Origin of the sequence: Sporosarcina gallistercoris, assembly GCF_014836415.1 — a bacterium.
Lineage (GTDB): Bacteria > Bacillota > Bacilli > Bacillales_A > Planococcaceae > Sporosarcina > Sporosarcina gallistercoris.
This window is the reverse complement of the sequence record NZ_JACSQY010000002.1, coordinates 19,225-40,532: the sequence shown is the minus strand read 5'-3', so window position 1 is coordinate 40,532 and position 21,308 is coordinate 19,225. Positions and strand designations below refer to the sequence as shown.

The following is a 21,308-nucleotide window of genomic DNA, read 5'->3' as shown; positions in this document are numbered from 1 at the left end:
CGTTTTATCCCCGGCGATTCCACAAATCATACAACAAGTGCACTTCACCAACCAAAACCAACATTTAATTGGTGTGCTTCGCTTTGCGAAGCAGTTTACTGCTGAAACCAGAGACCAAAAAGCCCTTCATTCAAACGAACGTTTGATAGTAGTTGCAAATCGTCAGAATAACGCATATACTATCTTTACAATCAAACAGACATTTGAATGATGAGGAGGCGGAAGAAATTGAAAATGGTTGATACGTGTGATGAACAGATTATCCACGATGCGCTCGTAATTGAAATCCAGGAAGAATTGCCGCGCGTCGGAAACATGGTGCAGCTCTTTAAAGCACTCGCAGATGAAACAAGACTCAAAATCGCATATTCATTAACACTGAAACACGAGCTCTGTGTGTGTGATGTCGGTGCTATTATTGGCTCATCGAACGCGACGGCCTCTCATCATCTAAGATATTTGAAAGAAAACGGACTAGCTCGCTCGGAACGGAGGGGCAAGATGGTCTATTACTCACTTGCAGATGATCACGTGTTACAACTCGTGAAAATTGCGCATGAACATACGATGGAAGGTGAAGAGAATGGCTGAAACGAACAGGACTGAATACCGCCTCGAAAACTTAACCTGTGCAAATTGTGCTATGAAATTCGAAAAAAACGTCAGTCGTCTTCCTAACGTTGAAGCGGCGGCTGTCAACTTCGGCGCAAGTAAATTGTCATTTGCAGGAGACGCTACAGTCGAAGAACTCGAATCCGCAGGAGCCTTTGACGGCATTCGGGTCGTTCCTGTAACCCAGCGTAAACCGATTCGGAAAATACCGTTTTTCAAGCGTAAAGAAAACATCGTCTCGCTTATTTCTCTCGTATTTCTAGCAGCAGGCTTATTTGCATCTACTAAATACGGAGAGACCAACATATGGGCTATCTCCTTGTTTGCAATAGCCATCGTTGTCGGGGGAACTTCGATGTTCATCGATGGACTCAAAAACCTGGTCCGTCTTGAATTTGATATGAACACACTTATGACAATTGCGATTATCGGTGCTTCCATCATCGGTGAGTGGCGCGAGGCCGCTGTAGTTGTGCTCCTGTTTGCAATCAGTGAAGCACTTGAATCGTATTCCATGAACAAAGCACGACAATCGATAAGCAGCTTGGTCGACATTGCGCCTCCTTCAGCGATCATCCGTCGGAATGATGAAACATTTGAATTGCCGACTGAAGAGATCCGCATCGGGGATGTCTTAATCGTCAAGCCAGGGCAAAAAATAGCGATGGACGGAGTCGTGCGCTCGGGATATTCAACAGTCAACCAAGCTGCAATCACCGGTGAATCGGTCCCCGTCGCTAAGCAATCAGAGGATCATGTGTTTGCAGGCACGCTGAATGAGGAAGGATCCCTTGAAGTCACGGTTACAAAATTAGTTGAAGACACGACGATTGCTAAAATCATTCATCTAGTTGAAGATGCGCAGGCGGAAAAGGCACCTTCGCAACAATTCATCGACAAGTTTGCTAAGTACTATACACCAGCCATTATCGTCATTGCGGCACTGACAGCCGTGATTCCGCCACTTCTCGGAGCGGATTGGCAAACTTGGATTTATCAAGGACTCGCGGTTCTTGTTGTCGGCTGTCCCTGTGCTCTCGTTGTGTCCACTCCCGTTGCAATCGTCACCGCGATCGGGAACGCAGCACGTCAAGGCGTGCTCATAAAAGGCGGCGTCCACTTGGAGGAAATGGGGCATATCAAAACCATTGCATTCGATAAAACCGGTACGTTGACGAAAGGATATCCGGAAGTGACGGATATCATCACTGCAAATGGAGTAGAGGAAGCGCATCTCCTGGAGTCCGTAGCGGCAGTGGAGCGCCTTTCCCAACACCCGCTGGCTCGAGCACTTGTCAATGCGTCGGAAGCAAGGAACCTGAAAGTGTTACAAGCGGAAAATTTCCAATCCGTCACAGGCAAAGGAGCCGTTGCAGATGTAATTGGGAAAAGTGTTTCTGTCGGGAGCCTTCGCTGGATCGAAGAACTCACCGAACTTCCTGAAACAGCTAAGGTACAAGCGGCAGACATGCAAACGGAAGGCAAATCCGTGATGGCTGCTGTGATAAATGGGGCATTTGCAGGTCTATTCGCGGTAGCGGATCCTGTCCGGACGGAAAGTAAACCCGTTCTGGAACGATTAAAAGAAATCGGTGTTGATACTACTGTAATGCTAACTGGAGATGATCCGAAAACGGCGCAAGCAATCGCAGCTCGTTTAGGCATTGACGACGTCCGAGCAGGACTCATGCCGGAAGACAAACTTGTCGCTATCCGGGAATTGAGCGAAGGAAAGAAACGGGTTGCAATGGTCGGAGATGGCATTAATGATGCACCCGCACTCGCCGCAGCATCCGTCGGAATCGCAATGGGTGGCGCAGGGACTGATGCCGCGCTAGAAACTGCAGACATCGCACTGATGGCAGACGATCTTGCACAATTGCCCTATACCGTGACTTTGAGTAGAAAAACGTTGCGTACTATCAAAGAAAACATTATGTTTGCAGTAGGACTAAAAATTGCTGCACTGCTTCTCGTCATCCCAGGCTGGCTGACGCTATGGATTGCAATCTTCGCAGATATGGGTGCAACGCTGTTAGTGGTGTTGAATTCACTTCGATTAATGCGGATCCAAAAGTAAGAAGCGGTCGTTTGGAGGAACTTCCTGATGCAACTTAAAGAATGGACAATGGTGGAACAAGAACAGCTGATCCACTTCATGACAACGAATACATGGCCATTTCATATGCAAGAAAACTCGGGTCGTGAGTTGATCGAAAAAGCGATCCGGGAAGGCGGATACGAGTCGGATGAAGTCAAAACGTTCTGGCTCGTCAATGATAGCGGTGAAAAAGTGGGGATTGCAAAAATTCATGATTTACAAGATGATGTCCCGTTATTCGATCTGCGTATCGCAGACCGCTACCGAGGCAGAGGATATGGTGCAAGCGCACTGCGACTCATGGCGGACTATGTGTTTGGACTGCCGGAAGGAAAGAACCGGCTGGCAGGTCACACGCGTCATGACAATTTAGCGATGCGTAAGACGTTCGAGCGTTCAGGTTTTGTAAAAGAAGGCCACTTGCGGCAAGCGTGGTTTTCACCAGAGGAAGACCGTTACTACGATGCCATTACCTATGGAATCACACGAGAAGATTATATGGCCGGCAAAAAAACTCCGGTAATCTGGGAGGATAACGAAGAGCCTCAAACGATTCAAGAAATTCCTGATTTCCCCGAGCAATTCGAATCTGAACGGTTACTCATCCGTGTGCCGTCATTGCGTGATGTGTCGGATGTCAATAACGCGATTCTTCAAACATTACCGAAACTGCGGCAATGGATGCCGTGGGCGCATCAGCCACAAGGCTTAGAGGATACTGAACAACGAATGCGTCAGGCGATTGCAGATTTCATCCTGAAAAAAGATCTAAGACTGCACTTGTTCGAGAAACAAACAGGTGACTTTGTCGGCTCATCAGGATTACACCGGATCGATTGGTCGATTCCGAAATTCGAGATCGGCTACTGGCTTGCCGATGGATCTGAAGGAAAAGGATATATGACAGAGGCTGTAGAACGGATTGTGGAGTTTGCTTTCGATGAATTAGGAGCACGGCGCGTGGAGATCCGATGTGATGAACTCAACAAAAAAAGCCGTGCCGTTGCAGAACGGGCAGGCTTTGAACAGGAAGCTATTTTAAAAAATGATGACCGGTCAGCAGACGGAACGCAGTTGAGAAACACTGTCGTATATGCGAAGGTCACCAATTAAAGTGGAAAAGGGATGTCGGAGAAAAACCCCGACATCCCTTTATTTAAACTGACCGTCTACCGGAAATCATATTAAGAATAAATACGATCAATGCGATAACGAGCAAGATATGAATGAGGCCGCCACCGATTTTGAAAACTAGTCCGAGCAACCAGAATGCAATTAGTGCTACAATGATAATCCAAAGTAATTTACCCATATGTTGTTCACTCCTTTCGGGATTGTGATTGAATTGGTTATGTTGTTTAAATACCCACGAACAATTTGCGTTAAACATATCCAGGATTTTTTATGGGGGAACGGGCTAAAAAAGCTATCGGAGGTGCTTGGATTGGCAACACCGAGTATGGAAGACTATATTGAACAGATATACTTGCAAATTGAAGCAAGAGGCCAGGCAAGAGTCTCGGACGTCGCAGAAGCGCTCGCCGTACTTCCGTCATCCGTCACGAAGATGGCGCAACGGCTCCATAAGGAAGGTTACGTCATTTATGAACGTTATAAAGATATCAGCCTGACGACGCGCGGCCGTAACTTTGGAGAACGCCTCGTGCAGCGACACGAACTGTTGGAACAATTTCTAAGGATCATCGGTGTGAAGGAAGAGAACATTTACGGTGACGTAGAAGGAATCGAGCATCATTTAAGCTGGGATGCGATGGATCGAATTACAGATCTTGTACAAACGATGAATGAAGACCAAAAATTCGTCACTGCACTTAAACAGCGCAACGAATAAGTTTACTACCAATTATTTAAGGAAATGGGAGAATAAGATGACAAATACACTTGCAGGAACAATTCAGAACGTTCGAGTACTCGAAAAGGATGGCTCACGCTGGTCGCTTGATTTAGATGGAACAGAATTGTACATGAACGCTTCAGAAGCACCGGAAACGTTACAAGCAGGAGATACAGCCGAAGTATTCCTATTCATGAATCGACGCGGTGAACTCGCAGCATCGATGCAATTGCCGCACATGACAATGGGGACGTATGGCTGGGCACGGGTTCTGCGGGTCGATGACAAATTCGGAGCGTACGTTGACATTGGCGCAGCCTTCGAAGTGCTAGTGAACAAAGCAGATTTACCGCATGTACGGAAATTATGGCCGAAAATCGATGATGCGTTGTATATGACGCTTCGGACAGATCCGGCAGGTACGATATTTGGACGGCTCGCAACAGAAGAACGCGTATTGGATGTCATTGGAATTGCAGAAAAGTGGCGCATGAACGATAACCTGACTGCCCGTCCTTACCGATTGCTCCCTGTAGGTGCGTTCCTGCTGAGCATACCTGATAATTTCCGTATCTTCATCCACGCTAGCGAAATGGCTGCAGAGCCGCGCCTAGGGGAAGAATTGAACGTCCGGATTATTGATGTCCAGGAGGATGGTACGTTGAATGGCTCTCTCCTTCCTCGAAAACAGGAGCGGTTGGGTGATGATGCAGAAATGATTTTTGCATATTTACAAGAGACGAACGGTAAAATGCCTTTTACTGATAAGTCGACACCCGAAGAAATCGAGGAAATGTTCAGTCTAAGTAAAGGTGCGTTCAAACGTGCACTCGGCAGATTGATGAAAGACGGTAAGATTGAACAGCGTGATGGCTGGACGTCCATAAAAGGGTGACGGGAACCTTTTGTAAGGAAATTTCGTATGTATTGGAAACAAGGAGGTAAGAAAATGAAACGAACGCTTACTGCGAGTCTTGCATTGATGCTTTCTGTTGGACTGCTGTTACCGAACATGGCGTCAGCAGATGCCACCATTAACGAAAAACTTGGAGTTCCAATCGTAGTGTACGGCGCCAACCTTTCCGAGGACGAACGGGCTAGTGTGAAAAAGAGCCTGAAAGTAGATGAAGAAGCTGAGGTAGAAGAAATTGACGTGACAGGAAAGGACCTCGTTACGTATATTAAAGACGGCGACCCGAATGCACGCATGTACTCTTCAGCGAAAATCATGCGTCAAGATGCGGGTAAAGGACTCGTGATTTCCATTGTCACGCAAGACAATATTACCCAAGTCACACCTGACATGTACGCCACAGCTATGCTGACGGCAGGTATTGAAGATGCTAAAGTCGAAGTGGCAGCTCCTAAAAAAGTGACAGGCCATTCTGCGTTGGTCGGTATTTATAAAGCCTACGAAGTAAGCGGTGAATCATTGGATAAAGAGCGGACGGATGTGGCCAATGATGAATTGGACGTTGCAACGACATTGTCTGAAAAAGGCGTGGATAAAGACAAGGTCGCTGGCTTACTGACGGATATCAAACAGCAGATTTCAGAGCAAAACCCTGCGACTAAAGAAGACGTTGAAAAGATTGTCAAAGATCAATTGGAGAAACATAAGATCGAGCTAAGTGATGCAGATCGTCAATTACTAATAGACTTGATGGATCGGATTAGCAAACTCGACATCGATTTCTCTAAATTTTCACAGCAACTGGATGACATGGCTTCAAAGGTGAAAGATAAGCTAGGCGAAATCGATCCCGGTTTTTGGGATAGCGTCAAAGAATTTTTCAAAGGGCTTGTGGATTCAGTGAAATCCGTGTTTCAATAAATAAGTAAGTTCCGTTGGACTATCTAAGTACCCGAATCATCCAATTAAAAGGGAGGCTGTTCTCATGGAATTTGAATACAAAGATCTTGGCGGAGATGCATATGCATTTCGCAAAGAGCAAGGTGGTAAAACGCTAGCTGAAATTACGTGGACACTTCTCGGAGATGTCATGGTGATGGATCATACTTTCGTTTCGGAAGAACTTCGTGGCGGGGGCGTTGCAAAGAAACTTCTAGACCGTGCTGCTGACTATGCCCGGGAAAACAACTTGAAGATGGAAGCGGTTTGTTCATACGTTGTAACGGCGTTCAACAGGTATGAAGAGTACAATGATGTGAAAGCATAACGGAAAATCAAAGCGGAACGCGGTCTTTAAGCGCTCCGCTTTTTTCAGGAAGTCTTCTGAAATTGAAACATTTCGGGAAGTCAGTCGTATAGTAACCTATCAACTAGAAAAAGTGAGGCGATGTAAGTGAATCGAACAGCAGAAAAAGTATTAGGAATCATAGGATTGGTATTTACAGTATTAGGAGTCATAGCTTCCATTTTCGGGGCAGTCATATTCAATATGTTTAGTACGAATCCGGATTTCAGAACGGAAATGGAGATGGAGCTCTATTCAGATCCAACGATGACAACCGCAGATATCGATATGATTTTCAATATTTTCGACACGCTCGGTGGTTTCCTATGGCTCGGAGTTGTATTCCTGGTCATCAGTTTAGTACTTACAATTATCGGTTTGATCAAAATCTGGAATAACAAAAACCCGAAGCTTGCAGGAATCATGTTTATCCTTGGAGGGTTAACGGGAGGTATTCTATCTCTTACTTCAATCTTGCTCTATATTGCAGGTATTCTCTGCTTGACTAAAAAACCTAAAACAACGTATCCAGATGAACATATCATAACCGACACACCGCCTGAAGATGGCGGAATGCGTCCTTTGTAAAACGAAATACAAAAACATCCCATTCGATTTACCGAATGGGACGTTTTTGTATTAAATGCATAAAGCGGATTGCGGAATCATATAAACATATTGTGCCGTTTCGACTGCAACCCCTTCAAAATCTTCATCAAACACTTCAAGTAACTCAAAACCGAGCTTTTCGTAGAATGCTTTTGCAGGCTCATTCAAATCGTCAACGTATACGAATAGCTTGATAGCATCATCCAACAGCGTCAACGCACCTTCAAATAGCTCCATCCCAACGCCTTGCCGTTGATAGTCGGGGAGAACGTACAGTGCAGTCAGTTCAGCATCTCCATCTTCATCGATCCGTGTCATGTTAAAAAATCCAACCGATCGACCGTCACGTTCGGCAATTAAAACTTCTGTCTTTTCCATGCGCTTTAACAGCATAGGAGTAGAATAAGCGCTATCGAGAAATTTCTGCTGGACAGTTTCGGGCAAAAGTTCTTTATACGTAGCTTTCCAGGTCTCACGGGCAATGTGTTGAACGGCGGCAATATCTTCCTCAATCATTTGTCGAATCATTGCGCTTTCACCTCACCAATCTTTCTCTCATCATAACAAATGAAGGAATTGAAAACTAGCGATAGTCAGACTTGTCATGAAAATGAAATGTTAACGGAGTTTGGCAATGCTGAAGTGGGGTATACTTAATAGCATGAACCGATATTAAAACTTAAGTAAAAATCTGGAGGTTTGATTTTCATGGCTAAAAAACGTAATGGTATTTTACTTGCAACACTTGCAGCTGGAGCTTATGCATATTTCAGTAAAAAAGAGAATCGTGACAAAGCACAAGTAGCTGTAAATAATTTAGTTACGAAAGTCGATTCTTTTGTTCAATCCAAAAAGGCTGATTACTCTGATGATACGAAGCGCGGAATGTCTGATCCATACGACTTCCAGGATAACAAGATGGTGAGTGAAGGGGCTCAGACGAGTGTTCATTACTACAACCAAAAAGTGGAGGATAAGGGTAAAGGCGCAAAAGAAGATGGGCTTTACCACAAAAAAGAAAACGAAGAAATTACGGACGAGCTGGAGTCGAAAGAAGCGAAATCCGACTCGGATAAGTCTAAAACGAACTGAAGAACTCCTAGTTAGCAGTTGACCTATAACCACCCAATTGCTTTTACTATTCGCGAGTGTTTAATATGATTCAAAACCTGCAAAGTGACTGATTTGTCACCAAATGCAGGTTTTTTTGTATTGTCCGGTTGAAACCTCTTATTTCGTGATAGGTTTCATTGTAATTGTGAATGGGATTAGGGTATACTTTTTGAAGAGACGCCGATCGTCTGAAATTGAAAAAACCCCGTTAGCCATTCTAAGTTCTTATAGAAAATCAGGGTTGCTAATAGTTTGAAAAATAGTGAAGGTGGATTTCGTGAAAAAAAGAATCGGATTTATAACGATGTTGGCAACAGCCGCTATTTTGCTAAGTGGTTGTACGAGTGTTCAGGAACAAAGAGGAACATTCTACGGGTTATTTGTAAAACCTATGGAATGGTTGCTTCATACTTTAGGAGAAGCATTTGGCGGTAGTTATGGACTCGCAATCATCGTTATTACGATGGGGATCCGCTTAATCCTTATGCCGCTCATGTTGAAAAATTACAAATCACAGCAAGAAATGAAAGTGAAAATGGATGCGCTGAAACCTGAAATGGAAGACATCCAGAAGAAGATGAAAACAGCAAAAGAATCAGGCAACAAAGAAGAGCAGATGAAATTGCAGCAAGAAATGATGGGTCTCTATTCCAAGCATAACGTGAATCCGCTGAATATGGGCTGTCTTCCATTAGTGATTCAAATGCCGATTATCATGGGTCTTTATTTTGCAATCTTGTATGCTGATGATGTCGTGAAAAGCCATAAATTCCTATGGTTTGAGCTAGGTAAACCGGATATTATCATGATGCTTATTGCGGGTGCTGTATATTTCGTTCAAGCAAGAGTCTCACTATGGACAATGCCGGAACAGCAGAAGGCACAGATGAAATTGTTCGTCTACATTTCACCGATTATGATTATGTTCATCTCGTATCGAGTCGCTGCAGCACTTCCTCTTTACTGGGCAGTAGGTGGTCTGTTCATGATATTCCAAACGTATCTTGGACGTAAATTCTACTACAAACATACTGCAGCTGAACTAGCTGTTGAAGCTGACGGTCAAGTTGATGTGGAAATCATCGACCCGGTAGAGGAAAAACATAAGAACGGCAAGAAAAAAGGAAAGTAACTATCATAGTGAATCGACTGGCCGGGGAGCGATCTCCGGCTTCTTTTTATACTACAGCATAAGCGAACAGTGAAAAGGATGGGATGCTGATGAACAGTAACTGGATCTATGGAATTGGTATTGCCTTGGCGGGCATATTTTCTCTCTTTTTCATCGTCAAGCTGGATTTACAAAATGCATTAATCGGAATGCTTGCACTGTTTGCACTTACAAATAGTGCACGAGCAAAGCAATTCAAGAGTCAAGGGATGATTCGGGAATCCCGGTGGATGCAAGGGCTGTCGATGTTGTTTGCGATTGCCTTGGCAGTCGTATTGTTTATAAGACTATTAGGATGAAAAAAGGAAACGGAACCGCGCATTGAGCGCTGCCGTTTCCTTTTTTAGTATGCAAGTTTACGACGTGTGAAGAGTACGATAAAGATAGCAGGAACTGTACACACCGCCATTCCTAAAAACGCAAGTCCAGGAGAAATATCATATAGATATCCTGCAGGAATTGTTAAAAATGCTGTACTCAAACTCATGGCAAACGCCGCATACATTCCTTGCGCAGAGGCGATTTGCTGTTTCGGAAGACGAGTGGATATGTATTGGATGAATGCATAATGGGCAATCCCAAAAGAAATTGCATGCAACATTTGCGTCACAACGAACACGGCTGTAATAGGGAAGAGGAAAACAACGATCCAACGAACGGTTGAACCAATTGCAGCAATTAAAAACATCGTTGAGATCTTTACATTTGCAAGCATCCGGTCTGAAACACGGAAAAAAAGAATCTCGAATAACACCGCAACGTTTAAGATGACACCAATCCAAAGTCCTGAAACATTCAGGTCGGCCAGGTAAATGAAACCGAAGCTATAATACGCAGCGTGAGCTCCTTGTAGCAATACAGCTAATATGGTTACGACTAGAAACCCTTTTGTCTGAAATAACGTCCTTAACTTAGTTTGAGAGACATTTGAAGTAGTACGGTCAGGGGCAATATTAAGAACCTCAGGGGCGCCTCTCATGAAAAACAGAACCGCCACTGCAAGACCGGCAATCATTAAATACAAAATCGATTGCTCACTCCAAATCGATGTGGCCGCACCGACGAGCAGTAAAGCGACTGTATATCCGATTGAACCAAACGAACGGCTTTTCCCATAATGGATTTTCTCAGACTGCATTAATAGTGTTGCACCACTCTCCACACCAGGCAAAATCATAGGATAGACTGCGCTGAAGAAAATCGTGATCGCTGCCAATGCCCATAATGGTGAATCAGGCAAGTAGAGGATGACGAGTAACAAGGAGACGACTGATAATCCTTGAACCACTTTCCGTAAAGAGGATCTATGGGTCAATACAGGAAAGACAAGAAAAGTAGTGAGTGCTCTTGCGGCCATTCCGATTCCCATGATGACACTTGCTGTTGAAACTGCGAGACCTTTTTCAATGGTCAACCATCCGGTCCAATAGGGAAGGAAAATTCCCCACGTAAAAAAGAAAACAAAAAAACTGGCAGAGAGCCATCGTTGGTTAGCCAATAGAATCATCCTTCATCTAAAAAATCAAACTGGAAAATTAATCATAGCATACACTTTTAAAAAGGCACAGTAGTCCTGAGACTGAATTGATGGTAGACTATGAAATGGACTGTTTGTAATGATCCTGTAATATTCAAGAAACTGAAAATAGATAGCAAGTTATAATGATGAAAGAAGGCAATACTCTCATGAAGCGAAGACAAGACAGAAGAAGAACGGGCAAGAAACAGTCTAAAGTGCTGAAAGCGATGTTACTTATTGTCGTAGCCGCGATCGCAGGACTGGTAATATGGATAGGCGCCAATGGTTGGGACGTTAAGAAAACGTTGGAACAAGCCGGATTATCAAATTCGGATAATGAATTGCCTGAACCCCCCCTTGGAGCAGAAGACACAAAGTCCGAACCAAGTATTGAAGACGGAGAAGCAGATGAACAAAATCCGCCTGTTGCAGAAGTGAAGCCTGAAGAACCAAGCGAGGATGACCAACCTTTTGATGGGGGATATGTGGAGGGACAGCAATTGCCAAAAGAGCCGACCTATGTTAAAAACATCTTGATTGCCAACAAAAAATACCCATTGCCGGAAACCTTTGCACCCGGGGAAAGTAAAGAAGCCCGTGCTGCATTTGAAGAAATGGCCGCTGAAGCAAAACTTTCAAGTTTCAACTTAACCGCTTTTAGCACATACCGTTCTTACGATTATCAAGTGACGCTCTATAATCGTTATGCAGACCGGGATGGAGCGGAAGCGGCGGATCGCTACAGCGCAAGACCAGGATACTCAGAACACCAGACAGGCCTGGCATTTGATATTGGAGAAGTGAATCATGAAAAGCACTGGGCATCCTCTTCATTCGGTTCGACAGAGGCAGGTAAGTGGTTACTCGCCAACGCACATCGCTATGGTTTCATTTTGCGTTACCCGAATCACAAAGAACAAATCACAGGATATATGCATGAAGCGTGGCATTATCGCTACGTCGGAAAGCCTATAGCTGAAGAGATCTTTAAGAAAAATATTACTCTCGAAGAATACCTCGGAGTGGATTGAAAAAAGGACTGCCTCCAGCAGTCCTTTTTTCTATAGGGTCATTGTCAGAAGATGCATTGAAGTTCTCCGCTGCTTGCCGATCCGCTCAAGCGGGCCGTGAAACCGCTCAAGCAGTCGCTGATTCGCTCAAGCGATCCCTGAATCCGCTCAAGCAGGTCCCAAAACAGCTCAAGTGATCCCTGAATCCGCTCAAGCAACCCACCCCCATCAAAAAAGGCACCTCCGAATAGGAGATGCCTCGACAAGCAAAGACTTCATAAAATAGGGGACAACAATCTTGAAACGGACTCTTTGATCTTAATGGTACGTGAGCGATCCAAATACATATCATACGTCAACTCAGTTGACAACTGAATGTCTTGTTCAAACAGCTCCGCAAGCTCACGGGACTTCTCGCGATCATAGATGAATGCATTAATCTCGAAATTCAGACGGAAACTGCGTTCATCGATATTCGCAGTACCGACCGTCGACAGCTCATCATCCACAACAATCTGCTTCGCATGGATGAATCCATTTTCGTAAATGTAAACACGCGCCCCGGCCTTCAGCAAACTGCCGATATTCGAATACGTCGCCCAATAGACAAACATGTGATCCGGCTTATTTGGAATCATGATCCGCACATCGACTCCGGACAAACACGCAATCCGAAGTGCATCCAAGAAACTGACATCGGGAATGAAATACGGAGTTTGAATATAAATATATTCTTTGGCGATGAAGATCATCTTTAAATAGCCATCCTTGATTTGTTCCCACTCTGAATCCGGACCGCTTGAAACGATTTGCATGCCGACTGAACCTTTGCGTGGAATGACAGGGAAATAGCGATCGTTGTACTGGACTTCACTCGAAGTCAACGCCTGATTCCAATCTAACAGAAATCGTGTTTGCAACGGATGCACAGCGCTTCCTTCAATTCGCAAATGCGTATCCCGCCAATAACCGAACTTTTTGCTCATTCCGAGATACTCATCCCCCACGTTGAAACCGCCTACATACCCAATGCGGCCATCGACCACAACGATTTTCCGGTGATTACGGTAATTCAATCGAGGGTTAATGAGCGGTAACAGAGCAGGGAAGAATGCTGCCACTTCTCCACCTGCATCTGTAAGTTCTTTTAGATGTTTCACATGCAAACCCCTCGAACCGATATCGTCAAAGAGCACGCGGACTTTTACGCCTGACTTCGCTTTTCGTACGAGAACGTCCATGATCCTGCTACCGAGTTTGTCGAGGCGCATAATGTAGTATTGGAAGTGGATGTGATCCTTGGCATCTTCCAAGTCCTCTATTAGTGCATCAAACTTTGCGGCACCATCATTGAAGATTTGGACATCGTTATCTTGGGTCAACACCGCATGGTTATTCCTCAGATGCAAATAAATCATATCGTGGTAATGAGCGGTATCGTCGAGCTGGAATTCAAAATTTTCATCTTCAATCGCTTCCATCTGATAGTCGATCAAAGTCTCGATACCGATGCGATCTCGACCCGACCAGCGGAACAAGTGACGTTTCCGCAGCTGTCTGCCGAGGAGAAGGTAGATAAAGAACCCGAAAAGAGGGATGAAAAATAGAACAAGCAGCCAAGCCCATGTCGCTGCTGCATCCCGCCGTTCCAAGAAGATGAGAACTCCCGCAAGCAGGATGTTTAAGATTAGAAGTGCAATTGTTAGAAAGCCGATAATTCCTGCCATTGTATGCCGCCTTTCAGGAAAGTATTGTATTTCTATAGTATACATGAACGAGTGAATTTGTCCTTGAAAACAATAACTTGAAACATGAAAAACCGAAAGAGACGGGAGTGACCCCATTTCTTCCGGTCTTCGGGAAATTCAAGTTATGAACGCAACTTCACGCGTTGCAAACGCAAAGCATTCAAGACAACCGACACAGAACTGAACGCCATTGCAGCACCGGCGACCCAAGGGGCAAGCAATCCAGCTGCTGCAATCGGAATCCCGATTGTGTTGTACGCAAGCGCCCAAAACAAATTCTGCTTAATATTTCTGACTGTCAGCCGGCTCATCGTAAGCGTATCCGGAACTCGCAGCAAATCACCGTGCATTAACGTGATATCCGCGGCTTCCATCGCAACTGCAGTTCCGGTGCCCATCGCTAAACCGATGTCCGCAACGGCAAGAGCTGGAGCGTCATTGATACCGTCACCCGCCATCGCGACCCGTTTTCCTTCAGCTTGCAATTGAGCTATCGTTTGGGCTTTTTGGTCAGGCAATACACCTGCAATGACTCGGTCGATCCCGACAGTCGCTGCTATCGACTTCGCCGTCCGCTCCTGATCACCTGTCAGCATGATGACTTCCATCCCAAGTGCATGTAATTCTTTCACAGCTTGAGCTGAGGATTCTTTTACCGTATCCGCAACAGCGATCACTCCTGAATGCTCGCCGTCCACCGTCATATACATCACCGTTTTGCCTTCATTTTCTAGGGAAGCTATGTCTGCAATCCCGCCATCGAACAAAACATCAAAACGCTCCAACAATTTCTGATTACCGAGTAATACTTCCATGCCTTCAATCTTACAACGGATTCCGTGACCGGGGATGGATTCGAACTCTTCAACCGTCGGAATTTGTTTCGCATTTTCTACTCCGAAAGCTGTAATCGCACGAGCGACTGGGTGTTCGGAATCACTTTCAGCTGCGGCTGCGAGTGCTACCATCCGATCCTGTTTCGATGGATCTAACACATGGAAGTCCGTCACTTCTGGTGTCCCTTTTGTTATCGTCCCTGTTTTATCGAACACAATCGTATCAATCGATTTCGTCTGTTCCATCGCTTCGGCAGTTTTGAACAAAATACCATGCTCCGCAGCCCGGCCGGATCCTGCCATGATCGATGTCGGGGTTGCGAGTCCAAGTGCACATGGACAAGCAATCACCAATACCGCGATCGTACTCGTCAACGCCTGAGCGAAATCACCCGGTGTTACGACGAAATACCATACGAGAAAAGTCACGATAGCGATCCCGACTACTACAGGCACGAAGACGCCTGAGATTTTATCTGCTAGACGTTGAATGGGTGCTTTCGATCCTTGTGCTTCTTCGACCACCCGAATGATTCCAGACAGCATCGTATCTTTCCCGATGTTTTTCGCTCGAACCCTCAGGGAGCCATTCGCATTCACAGTCGCTGCATACAACAGATCGCCTGTCACTTTTTCGACAGGCAGACTTTCGCCGGTCAGCATCGATTCATCCACAGCTGACGCACCTGACAGCACTTCTGCATCTACTGGAACGGAAGCCCCTGGACGAATCACGAGCACATCTCCAACTTGCACATCGGAAATCGAGATTTCAGAAATGACACCATCCCGCTCAATAACTGCCATCGTTGGCTGCAGTCCCATGAGCTTTTTAATAGCGTCAGATGAATGCCCTTTAGCACGTGCTTCAAATAGCTTGCCGAGTAAAATCAGTGTGATCAGGACGGCACTTGTTTCAAAATACAAGCCATGATCCGAGCCTGTCAGAACAAGAAATACCGAATAGAAGTATGCAGCTGACGTTCCCAGTACAACGAGTACGTCCATATTGGCACTGCCGTTTCGAAGTGCAGAGAATGCCCCTTTATAAAACGTCCAGCCAATCCAGAACTGGACCGGTGTTGCGAGTAGCCACTGGAAATACGGATTCATGAATAAAGCCGGTACGTACATCCAGCTAGTGAAGGAAAAGTGGGCGAACATCGTCCACAACAATGGTAATGACAGAACGGCCGATAGCACAAACATCCGAGTCTTTTTACGGATTTCCGTCTTTCTAGGGTCTTCTTCAGGCGCGGTATCTCCGCCTTTAACAGATGCCCCATAGCCGATCTTTTCGATTTTGCCGACAATCTGTTCTACAGAAAGAGCGGTCGGATCATATGTGACGCGTCCAGTTTCCAGTGCCAAGTTCACATTCACATGATAAACACCGGGCATTCGCGAAAGTACTTTTTCAATCCGGGCGGAACAAGCTGCACACGTCATACCTGTCAGCTGTAAATCGACTTGCCGTTCAGTCACTTCGTAGCCGAGTGACTGGATTTTTGCACGGATGGCAGGCAAATCAGCAGTATCCGAGTCAACTGTCACTGCGGCTTTCTCCGTTGCGAAATTGACGGCAACTTCTTGAACACCATCCATGCGAGATAGTCCTTTTTCAATCCGATTCGCACAAGCTGCACACGTCATGCCGGTAATCGGGATATCCATTCGTTTTTCACTCATCTTGCTTGACCTTCTCTCTTATACCTCATAGGGGTATATAATAGTGAAAAAATAAAAGCCCTACACCATCTCGTATTTTGAATAAAGTGAAGAGAAACCGCACAACCTAGGCGTGCGGTTTATTAAACAGTTACTGAACGACGTCGTATCCTTGGTCTTCAATCGTTTCTTCGATACTTTTACGATCTGCAGCAGCGGCATCATGAGAAACTTCTACAGTGCCCGCATCAAGATTAACCGAAACAGATTCAACTCCCGTAAGTTTTCCTACACTCTCTTCAACCGCTTTTACACAATGTCCGCAAGACATTCCTTTAACTGTTAATGTTGTTTTTTCCATTGTTAAATTCCTCCCTTATTTTCTCATCAATTTAGAAACCGTAATGAGCAATTCATCGAGCACCGCATCATCGCCTTCAGCAAGCCGCTCTTTCACACATCCTTTTAAATGTCCGTCCAACAATACTTTGGCAGCGCTATTCAAAGCAGATTGTGTCGCGGCCAATTGCGTAATGATGTCATCACAGTACACATCATTCTCAATCATTTTTTTAATCCCGCGTATTTGGCCTTCAACGCGATTCAATCGGTGAATAAGATTCGTTTTGACACTATCGGGGTGGTGACTCTTACGACAAGAGGGTTCCTCAGCAACCAAAAGCTCGTCTTCATGGATCATATTCATCACCCCTTTCTTAATTAAAACTTAATGTACCGATGGGGGGTATGTCAACAATTAAAGCCTATTTAATAAAATTTACGAAGAAAGTGATTTTGTAACACAATTGAAAGGTTAAAAACTTGACAATTGTGGTATAATGAAGTTAGACAACGAAAACATCATGATTTAAACAAAATAGAACCTTACGTCCAATTTGTGCGTCCTGCACTATAGAAAGGTTGAGGTGGAACCAGATGGCGAAAGAAATCGATTTGAAGAAGATCATCACAAACTTAGCGAAGTTAGGTGTTTCCGCTACAATGACAAAATCGCGTCTAGATATGCTGAAGGCTCTTACACCGCCTGCTCAGCAAGACCCGCAAATCCAACCATAACTAAAAAACACGTCCACAGGAAATTCTTGTGGACGTGTTTTTTCATTCTTCGTCATCGGAGTTGAACATATACGTTCGATGGTGGAACTTCATACTGAAAATCAGCCCGATAGCGAGCATATTGCCCATCAGTGAACTTCCTCCATAACTGATGAACGGCAGCGGGATTCCTGTGATCGGCAGCAATTGAATTGTCATTCCGATGTTTTCGAACACGTGGAAAGTGATCATTGCAATAATCCCTGCAGCAATATACGTACTGAACGGATCTTTTAATTCCAAAGCGATCTTCGTCAAATGATAAATCAGGAAGAAGTACAGACAGATGACGACGCTTGCGCCGACGAATCCCCATTCTTCACCAATCACGCTGAAGATGAAGTCTGTGTGACTCTCCGGTACATACACTTCGCGGTCTTTAAACCCTTTACCGAAAATCTCGCCGGATCCAATCGCATTCAACGAAGTGATCAGATGCAAGCCTTCGTTTGAAGAATAGGAATACGGATCGAGCCAGGAATAGATCCTCTGGAATTGGTATTCCTTAAATCCGAGTGTCTTTAAAAAATCTTGGGCATATAATGCCATCAAGAGCATCGTGCCGCCGATTGAAGCAGTTCCGAGAAAGATCGGCAACAAGATTTTCCAAGTGATCCCTGCCACGATAGTGAGAGCCGCAGTGATGGCGAGGAAAACCAGTGCTGTGCCCAAATCGGTCTGCGTCATGATGAAGAACAGTGGCACGATCAGCACGACACCGATTTTCAATAGCAGCATGAAATCGGTTTGCAAGGTTTTCTCTGTAAACTTCTCATGGTGCTTCGTAATGACTCGAGCGAGACCAATGATGAAAAATGTCTTCATGAATTCAGCAGGCTGAATACTGCCGACACCAGGTAAGTGGAACCAACTTTTAGCTCCGTTACGGCGGGCTACAAGTTCCATACTTTCCGGGAGGATGAACAGCACGAAGAGAGCGAAAATGCCCGCTCCATAAATGAGCCATGCCGCTTTCTTATATTGTTCAGGTTCGAAGTACATCGTAATCGCAATTATGATTGAGCCTACGACATACCACTGAATTTGAGACGGTATAAAATTGATGCCATATTGTCCTGTAGTTTGAGCAGAAGAAATAGCGACCAGACTGATTCCACCGAACATCAGCAAGAGAAACGCCAATGGCCAATCGAATCGATCCGCAGATTTTTGTTCTATTTTCATATTTATTCACCTTTGTCGTTTCATAGAGTTACAGCCATTCATTATAACCGGAAAAGCCCCCCTATTCGCAAGGGGAAATCTTCCTGTTTTGTTCGGTTACTCATCTTCAGTTTCAAATAGATAATTTTGCTGGTGGAATTGCATACTGAAAATTAAACCAATCGCAAACATATTACTGAATAAGGAACTCCCTCCGTAGCTGATGAAAGGCAGAGGTATTCCGGTAATCGGCAGAAGTTGAATATTCATGCCGATATTCTCTAAGACGTGGAAAGCTAACATGGCAATTACACCAGCTGTCACATATACACTGAACGTATCTTTCAACGTCAATGCGATTTTTGTCAAATGGTAAATGAAGACGAAGAAAAGCGTAATCAGTAAACTGGATCCGATAAATCCCCACTCTTCTCCAATCACACTGATGATGAAGTCTGTGTGGTTTTCTGGGATATACACAACGCTTTCTTTGAAGCCTTTCCCCGTGAACTCTCCAGAGCCAATCGCCGTCATCGCCTGGATCAAGTTATACCCTTCTTCACCGGGGTACGAATAGGGATCGAGCCAAGAATAGACACGCTTAAATTGATAGGGATCAAAACCGAGTTTCTGCAAAAAATCTTGTGCATAAATCGCCATCCACAAAAGAGTCGCGCCGAGCGTTGCACCGGCCGCCATCAATGGAGCAAGCAGTTTCCATGAGATTCCAGATGCGATGACGACAGCAATGGTAATCGCGATGAAAACAAGAGAAGTTCCTAAGTCTGGCTGTTTCATAATGAAAGCAAGCGGAACAAGCAACATCACACCTGCTTTTCCTAACAGCATCATATCCATCTTAAGCGACTTTTCCGGATAGCGTTCATGATGGTTGCTGACGGTTCGAGCTAATCCGAGGATGAAAAAAGTCTTGATGAACTCCGAAGGCTGTATGGTGCCAATGACAGGTAGATGCAGCCAACGCTTCGCACCGAGACGGATTTCGGCAATCTGGTCTTGACCGCCGGGTGCCAGCATGAGAAATAGTAACAGGAAAATTCCGAAAGCATACAGGGGCCACGCCAGTTTTTTATATTGTTGAGGTTCAAGCTGGATCATCACAAAAATAATGAATGCTCCAAGGACATACCACCGGATTTGCAAAGGGATGAAATTTGTATTGTACTGTCCTGAATTTTGTGCAGAACCAATTGCGGTCAAACTGACGATACAAAATAATAAAAGATAAAAGGCAAGTGTCCAGTCAAATCTGTCTGTCCACTTGGTAGAGAGTTTCAAAGTGATTCTCCTTCCTAAGGAAATGATTGGTAAAGTATACCGTAGTTAGGTTAAAGATTCACGTAGTTCATAAGACGTAATTGTGGAATCGGAAGTTTCTTCATTGGAAATCTTACTACTCTAACAATAGATGAAGGTAAAGGTTTTTTCTAGCTTCATACGCGGTTCATGGTAAACTAGTGAGACGAAAACTAACGGATTGAGAGGGATTGCGATGAAAAAAAAGCTTGGGTTAGTCTATGGAGGAAAGTCAGCGGAACATGAGGTTTCCTTATCCACCGCACGCGCTGCTACACGGGCAATCGATTTTGACAAATACGAAGTGATGCCGATCTACATAACACCTGAAGGGGAATGGCGTACCGGCACACCACTGATGGCACCTGCAGAAACAATCGAAGAATTGCGTTTGGATGGTCAGGGCGTAAGCGGACCGGATAGCATCGCTCAATTTTTGCAGCTGGAAAGTAAGCCGGATGTCATCTTGCCGCTGCTCCATGGAACAAATGGGGAAGACGGAACAGTTCAAGGGCTTTTCGAAGTGATGAATATCCCGTACGCAGGAAATGGTGTTCTCGCCTCTTCAGCGGGAATGGATAAAGTTGTCATGAAACAGCTGTTTGCTCAAGCTGGACTCTCGCAAGTACCTTACGTCCACTTCATACGGTCAGAGTGGGTAAGAGAAGAAACGCGTCTACTGGACGCTGCAGAACAAACACTGGAATACCCCGTATTTGTAAAACCGGCTAACTTAGGCTCGAGTGTCGGGATCAGCAAAGCGGACAATCGGGAAAGTTTGAAGCAGGCTATAGATTTCGCATTGAAATTCGACAGGAAGATCATTGTGGAGCAAGGGGTCACAGCGCGCGAAATCGAAATGGGCGTACTTGGCAACGATGATCCGGCATGTTCAGTTCCAGGTGAAATCAAGCCTGTTGCAGCATTTTACGATTACGAAGCGAAATACCAGGACGGAAACACGGAGTTAGTGATTCCGGCGCAAGTACCTGAAGATGTTGCAGCGCACATGAAAGACATGGCGTTCCGCGCATTCAAAGTGCTCGACTGTGCCGGACTCGTTCGTGCAGACTTCTTTGTGACGGAAAATGATGAAGTGCTGATCAACGAAGTCAATACGATGCCTGGATTTACACCGACGAGTATGTTCCCGCTTCTCTGGCAGCATACAGGCGTCAGCTATCCGGAATTGATCGACCGACTCATAGAGTTGGCAATCGCGCGTCATGCCGAAAAACAACAGATACAATACACAATGGATTGAGTGGGAT

General features: G+C 45.0%; 23 protein-coding genes. 14 read left to right on the top strand and 9 right to left on the bottom strand.

The window, feature by feature from the left end:
* The first annotated feature begins 234 nt into the window (after positions 1-234).
* The 3 genes from H9659_RS03470 to H9659_RS03460 are packed head-to-tail and all read left to right on the top strand — an operon-like array spanning position 235 to position 3,826.
* Positions 235-591 (top strand): ArsR/SmtB family transcription factor, encoded by a 357-nt coding sequence (locus H9659_RS03470; protein WP_191688874.1) that lies wholly within the window; start codon positions 235-237, stop codon positions 589-591.
* Complete coding sequence (locus tag H9659_RS03465; protein ID WP_191688572.1) at positions 584-2,692, top strand: heavy metal translocating P-type ATPase; 2,109 nt, start codon at positions 584-586, stop codon at positions 2,690-2,692. Before H9659_RS03470 ends, H9659_RS03465 begins: the two co-directional genes overlap by 8 nt.
* Positions 2,693-2,719: 27 nt before the next feature.
* Positions 2,720-3,826 carry a GNAT family N-acetyltransferase gene (locus H9659_RS03460; protein WP_191688571.1) on the top strand — a complete coding sequence of 369 codons (1,107 nt, stop codon included), beginning with the start codon at positions 2,720-2,722 and terminating at the stop codon, positions 3,824-3,826.
* A 43-nt stretch (positions 3,827-3,869) separates the two neighbouring features.
* Here the strand turns inward: H9659_RS03460 and H9659_RS03455 are convergent, their stop codons facing one another.
* Positions 3,870-4,025, bottom strand: a complete 156-nt coding sequence (locus tag H9659_RS03455) for a lmo0937 family membrane protein (RefSeq protein ID WP_156138007.1) — start codon at positions 4,023-4,025, stop codon at positions 3,870-3,872.
* A gap of 132 nt (positions 4,026-4,157) precedes the next feature.
* Here H9659_RS03455 and mntR point away from each other — a divergent pair, with 132 nt between their 5' ends.
* The 5 genes from mntR to H9659_RS03430 all read left to right on the top strand — a co-directional run bounded on the left by mntR (position 4,158) and on the right by H9659_RS03430 (position 7,354).
* Positions 4,158-4,565 carry a transcriptional regulator MntR gene (mntR, locus tag H9659_RS03450; RefSeq protein ID WP_191688570.1) on the top strand — a complete coding sequence of 136 codons (408 nt, stop codon included), beginning with the start codon at positions 4,158-4,160 and terminating at the stop codon, positions 4,563-4,565.
* Between the two features lie 37 nt (positions 4,566-4,602).
* The gene (locus H9659_RS03445) at positions 4,603-5,463 is read left to right on the top strand and encodes a CvfB family protein (RefSeq protein ID WP_191688569.1); all 861 of its coding nucleotides are present in this window, start codon (positions 4,603-4,605) and stop codon (positions 5,461-5,463) included.
* 54 nt (positions 5,464-5,517) lie between these two features.
* The gene (locus H9659_RS03440) at positions 5,518-6,402 is read left to right on the top strand and encodes a DUF1002 domain-containing protein (protein WP_191688568.1); all 885 of its coding nucleotides are present in this window, start codon (positions 5,518-5,520) and stop codon (positions 6,400-6,402) included.
* A 64-nt stretch (positions 6,403-6,466) separates the two neighbouring features.
* Positions 6,467-6,748: a GNAT family N-acetyltransferase gene (locus H9659_RS03435; protein ID WP_191688567.1), complete on the top strand. Its 282-nt coding sequence runs from the start codon at positions 6,467-6,469 to the stop codon at positions 6,746-6,748.
* 126 nt (positions 6,749-6,874) lie between these two features.
* On the top strand, positions 6,875-7,354 hold the full coding sequence (locus H9659_RS03430; RefSeq protein WP_191688566.1) for a DUF4064 domain-containing protein: 480 nt from the start codon (positions 6,875-6,877) through the stop codon (positions 7,352-7,354).
* A 51-nt stretch (positions 7,355-7,405) separates the two neighbouring features.
* Here H9659_RS03430 and H9659_RS03425 read toward each other — a convergent pair whose 3' ends face one another.
* Positions 7,406-7,903 (bottom strand): GNAT family N-acetyltransferase, encoded by a 498-nt coding sequence (locus H9659_RS03425; RefSeq protein ID WP_191688565.1) that lies wholly within the window; start codon positions 7,901-7,903, stop codon positions 7,406-7,408.
* Positions 7,904-8,083: 180 nt separating this feature from the next.
* Between H9659_RS03425 and H9659_RS03420 the strand changes: the two genes are divergently transcribed.
* From H9659_RS03420 to H9659_RS03410, 3 genes are all read left to right on the top strand, one after another.
* A complete protein-coding gene (locus H9659_RS03420) occupies positions 8,084-8,467 on the top strand; it encodes a hypothetical protein (protein ID WP_191688564.1) in 384 nt (127 codons plus the stop codon).
* Between the two features lie 298 nt (positions 8,468-8,765).
* Complete coding sequence (gene yidC, locus H9659_RS03415; RefSeq protein ID WP_318240683.1) at positions 8,766-9,620, top strand: membrane protein insertase YidC; 855 nt, start codon at positions 8,766-8,768, stop codon at positions 9,618-9,620.
* An 89-nt stretch (positions 9,621-9,709) separates the two neighbouring features.
* A complete protein-coding gene (locus H9659_RS03410) occupies positions 9,710-9,958 on the top strand; it encodes a hypothetical protein (RefSeq protein WP_191688563.1) in 249 nt (82 codons plus the stop codon).
* A 44-nt stretch (positions 9,959-10,002) separates the two neighbouring features.
* Here the strand turns inward: H9659_RS03410 and H9659_RS03405 are convergent, their stop codons facing one another.
* The gene (locus H9659_RS03405) at positions 10,003-11,166 is read right to left on the bottom strand and encodes an MFS transporter (RefSeq protein WP_191688562.1); all 1,164 of its coding nucleotides are present in this window, start codon (positions 11,164-11,166) and stop codon (positions 10,003-10,005) included.
* A gap of 179 nt (positions 11,167-11,345) precedes the next feature.
* Here H9659_RS03405 and H9659_RS03400 point away from each other — a divergent pair, with 179 nt between their 5' ends.
* Positions 11,346-12,209 carry a M15 family metallopeptidase gene (locus H9659_RS03400; protein ID WP_191688561.1) on the top strand — a complete coding sequence of 288 codons (864 nt, stop codon included), beginning with the start codon at positions 11,346-11,348 and terminating at the stop codon, positions 12,207-12,209.
* Positions 12,210-12,463: 254 nt separating this feature from the next.
* On the opposite strand, the gene cls is transcribed toward H9659_RS03400, so the two are convergent.
* From cls to H9659_RS03380, 4 genes are all read right to left on the bottom strand, one after another.
* The gene (gene cls / locus H9659_RS03395) at positions 12,464-13,915 is read right to left on the bottom strand and encodes a cardiolipin synthase (RefSeq protein WP_191688560.1); all 1,452 of its coding nucleotides are present in this window, start codon (positions 13,913-13,915) and stop codon (positions 12,464-12,466) included.
* A gap of 143 nt (positions 13,916-14,058) precedes the next feature.
* A complete protein-coding gene (locus H9659_RS03390) occupies positions 14,059-16,461 on the bottom strand; it encodes a heavy metal translocating P-type ATPase (protein ID WP_191688559.1) in 2,403 nt (800 codons plus the stop codon).
* Between the two features lie 130 nt (positions 16,462-16,591).
* Positions 16,592-16,801, bottom strand: a complete 210-nt coding sequence (gene copZ, locus H9659_RS03385; protein ID WP_191688558.1) for a copper chaperone CopZ — start codon at positions 16,799-16,801, stop codon at positions 16,592-16,594.
* A 15-nt stretch (positions 16,802-16,816) separates the two neighbouring features.
* Positions 16,817-17,140, bottom strand: coding sequence for a metal-sensitive transcriptional regulator (locus H9659_RS03380; protein WP_191688557.1), 324 nt, complete (start codon positions 17,138-17,140; stop codon positions 16,817-16,819).
* A 236-nt stretch (positions 17,141-17,376) separates the two neighbouring features.
* On the opposite strand from H9659_RS03380, the gene H9659_RS03375 reads away from it, so the two are divergent.
* On the top strand, positions 17,377-17,517 hold the full coding sequence (locus H9659_RS03375) for an Lmo0850 family protein (protein WP_172643597.1): 141 nt from the start codon (positions 17,377-17,379) through the stop codon (positions 17,515-17,517).
* Between the two features lie 42 nt (positions 17,518-17,559).
* Here H9659_RS03375 and H9659_RS03370 read toward each other — a convergent pair whose 3' ends face one another.
* Together H9659_RS03370 and rodA are read right to left on the bottom strand one after the other, a co-directional pair.
* Positions 17,560-18,741: an FtsW/RodA/SpoVE family cell cycle protein gene (locus H9659_RS03370; protein ID WP_191688556.1), complete on the bottom strand. Its 1,182-nt coding sequence runs from the start codon at positions 18,739-18,741 to the stop codon at positions 17,560-17,562.
* 96 nt (positions 18,742-18,837) lie between these two features.
* Positions 18,838-20,019, bottom strand: a complete 1,182-nt coding sequence (gene rodA / locus H9659_RS03365) for a rod shape-determining protein RodA (protein ID WP_191688555.1) — start codon at positions 20,017-20,019, stop codon at positions 18,838-18,840.
* 214 nt (positions 20,020-20,233) lie between these two features.
* Here rodA and H9659_RS03360 point away from each other — a divergent pair, with 214 nt between their 5' ends.
* On the top strand, positions 20,234-21,301 hold the full coding sequence (locus tag H9659_RS03360; protein ID WP_191688554.1) for a D-alanine--D-alanine ligase: 1,068 nt from the start codon (positions 20,234-20,236) through the stop codon (positions 21,299-21,301).
* Positions 21,302-21,308 lie beyond the last annotated feature (7 nt).

Excerpts from the sequence above, each read along its gene's own strand:
- H9659_RS03470 (WP_191688874.1), top strand. The coding sequence starts at position 235 with ATGGTTGATACGTGTGATGAACAGATTATCCACGATGCGCTCGTAATT.
- H9659_RS03465 (WP_191688572.1), top strand. The coding sequence starts at position 584 with ATGGCTGAAACGAACAGGACTGAATACCGCCTCGAAAACTTAACCTGT.
- H9659_RS03460 (WP_191688571.1), top strand. The coding sequence starts at position 2,720 with ATGCAACTTAAAGAATGGACAATGGTGGAACAAGAACAGCTGATCCAC.
- H9659_RS03455 (WP_156138007.1), bottom strand. The coding sequence starts at position 4,025 with ATGGGTAAATTACTTTGGATTATCATTGTAGCACTAATTGCATTCTGG.
- H9659_RS03445 (WP_191688569.1), top strand. The coding sequence starts at position 4,603 with ATGACAAATACACTTGCAGGAACAATTCAGAACGTTCGAGTACTCGAA.
- H9659_RS03440 (WP_191688568.1), top strand. The coding sequence starts at position 5,518 with ATGAAACGAACGCTTACTGCGAGTCTTGCATTGATGCTTTCTGTTGGA.
- H9659_RS03435 (WP_191688567.1), top strand. The coding sequence starts at position 6,467 with ATGGAATTTGAATACAAAGATCTTGGCGGAGATGCATATGCATTTCGC.
- H9659_RS03425 (WP_191688565.1), bottom strand. The coding sequence starts at position 7,903 with ATGATTCGACAAATGATTGAGGAAGATATTGCCGCCGTTCAACACATT.
- H9659_RS03420 (WP_191688564.1), top strand. The coding sequence starts at position 8,084 with ATGGCTAAAAAACGTAATGGTATTTTACTTGCAACACTTGCAGCTGGA.
- H9659_RS03410 (WP_191688563.1), top strand. The coding sequence starts at position 9,710 with ATGAACAGTAACTGGATCTATGGAATTGGTATTGCCTTGGCGGGCATA.
- H9659_RS03405 (WP_191688562.1), bottom strand. The coding sequence starts at position 11,166 with ATGATTCTATTGGCTAACCAACGATGGCTCTCTGCCAGTTTTTTTGTT.
- H9659_RS03400 (WP_191688561.1), top strand. The coding sequence starts at position 11,346 with ATGAAGCGAAGACAAGACAGAAGAAGAACGGGCAAGAAACAGTCTAAA.
- cls (WP_191688560.1), bottom strand. The coding sequence starts at position 13,915 with ATGGCAGGAATTATCGGCTTTCTAACAATTGCACTTCTAATCTTAAAC.
- H9659_RS03390 (WP_191688559.1), bottom strand. The coding sequence starts at position 16,461 with ATGAGTGAAAAACGAATGGATATCCCGATTACCGGCATGACGTGTGCA.
- copZ (WP_191688558.1), bottom strand. The coding sequence starts at position 16,801 with ATGGAAAAAACAACATTAACAGTTAAAGGAATGTCTTGCGGACATTGT.
- H9659_RS03380 (WP_191688557.1), bottom strand. The coding sequence starts at position 17,140 with ATGATCCATGAAGACGAGCTTTTGGTTGCTGAGGAACCCTCTTGTCGT.
- H9659_RS03375 (WP_172643597.1), top strand. The coding sequence starts at position 17,377 with ATGGCGAAAGAAATCGATTTGAAGAAGATCATCACAAACTTAGCGAAG.
- H9659_RS03370 (WP_191688556.1), bottom strand. The coding sequence starts at position 18,741 with ATGAAAATAGAACAAAAATCTGCGGATCGATTCGATTGGCCATTGGCG.
- H9659_RS03360 (WP_191688554.1), top strand. The coding sequence starts at position 20,234 with ATGAAAAAAAAGCTTGGGTTAGTCTATGGAGGAAAGTCAGCGGAACAT.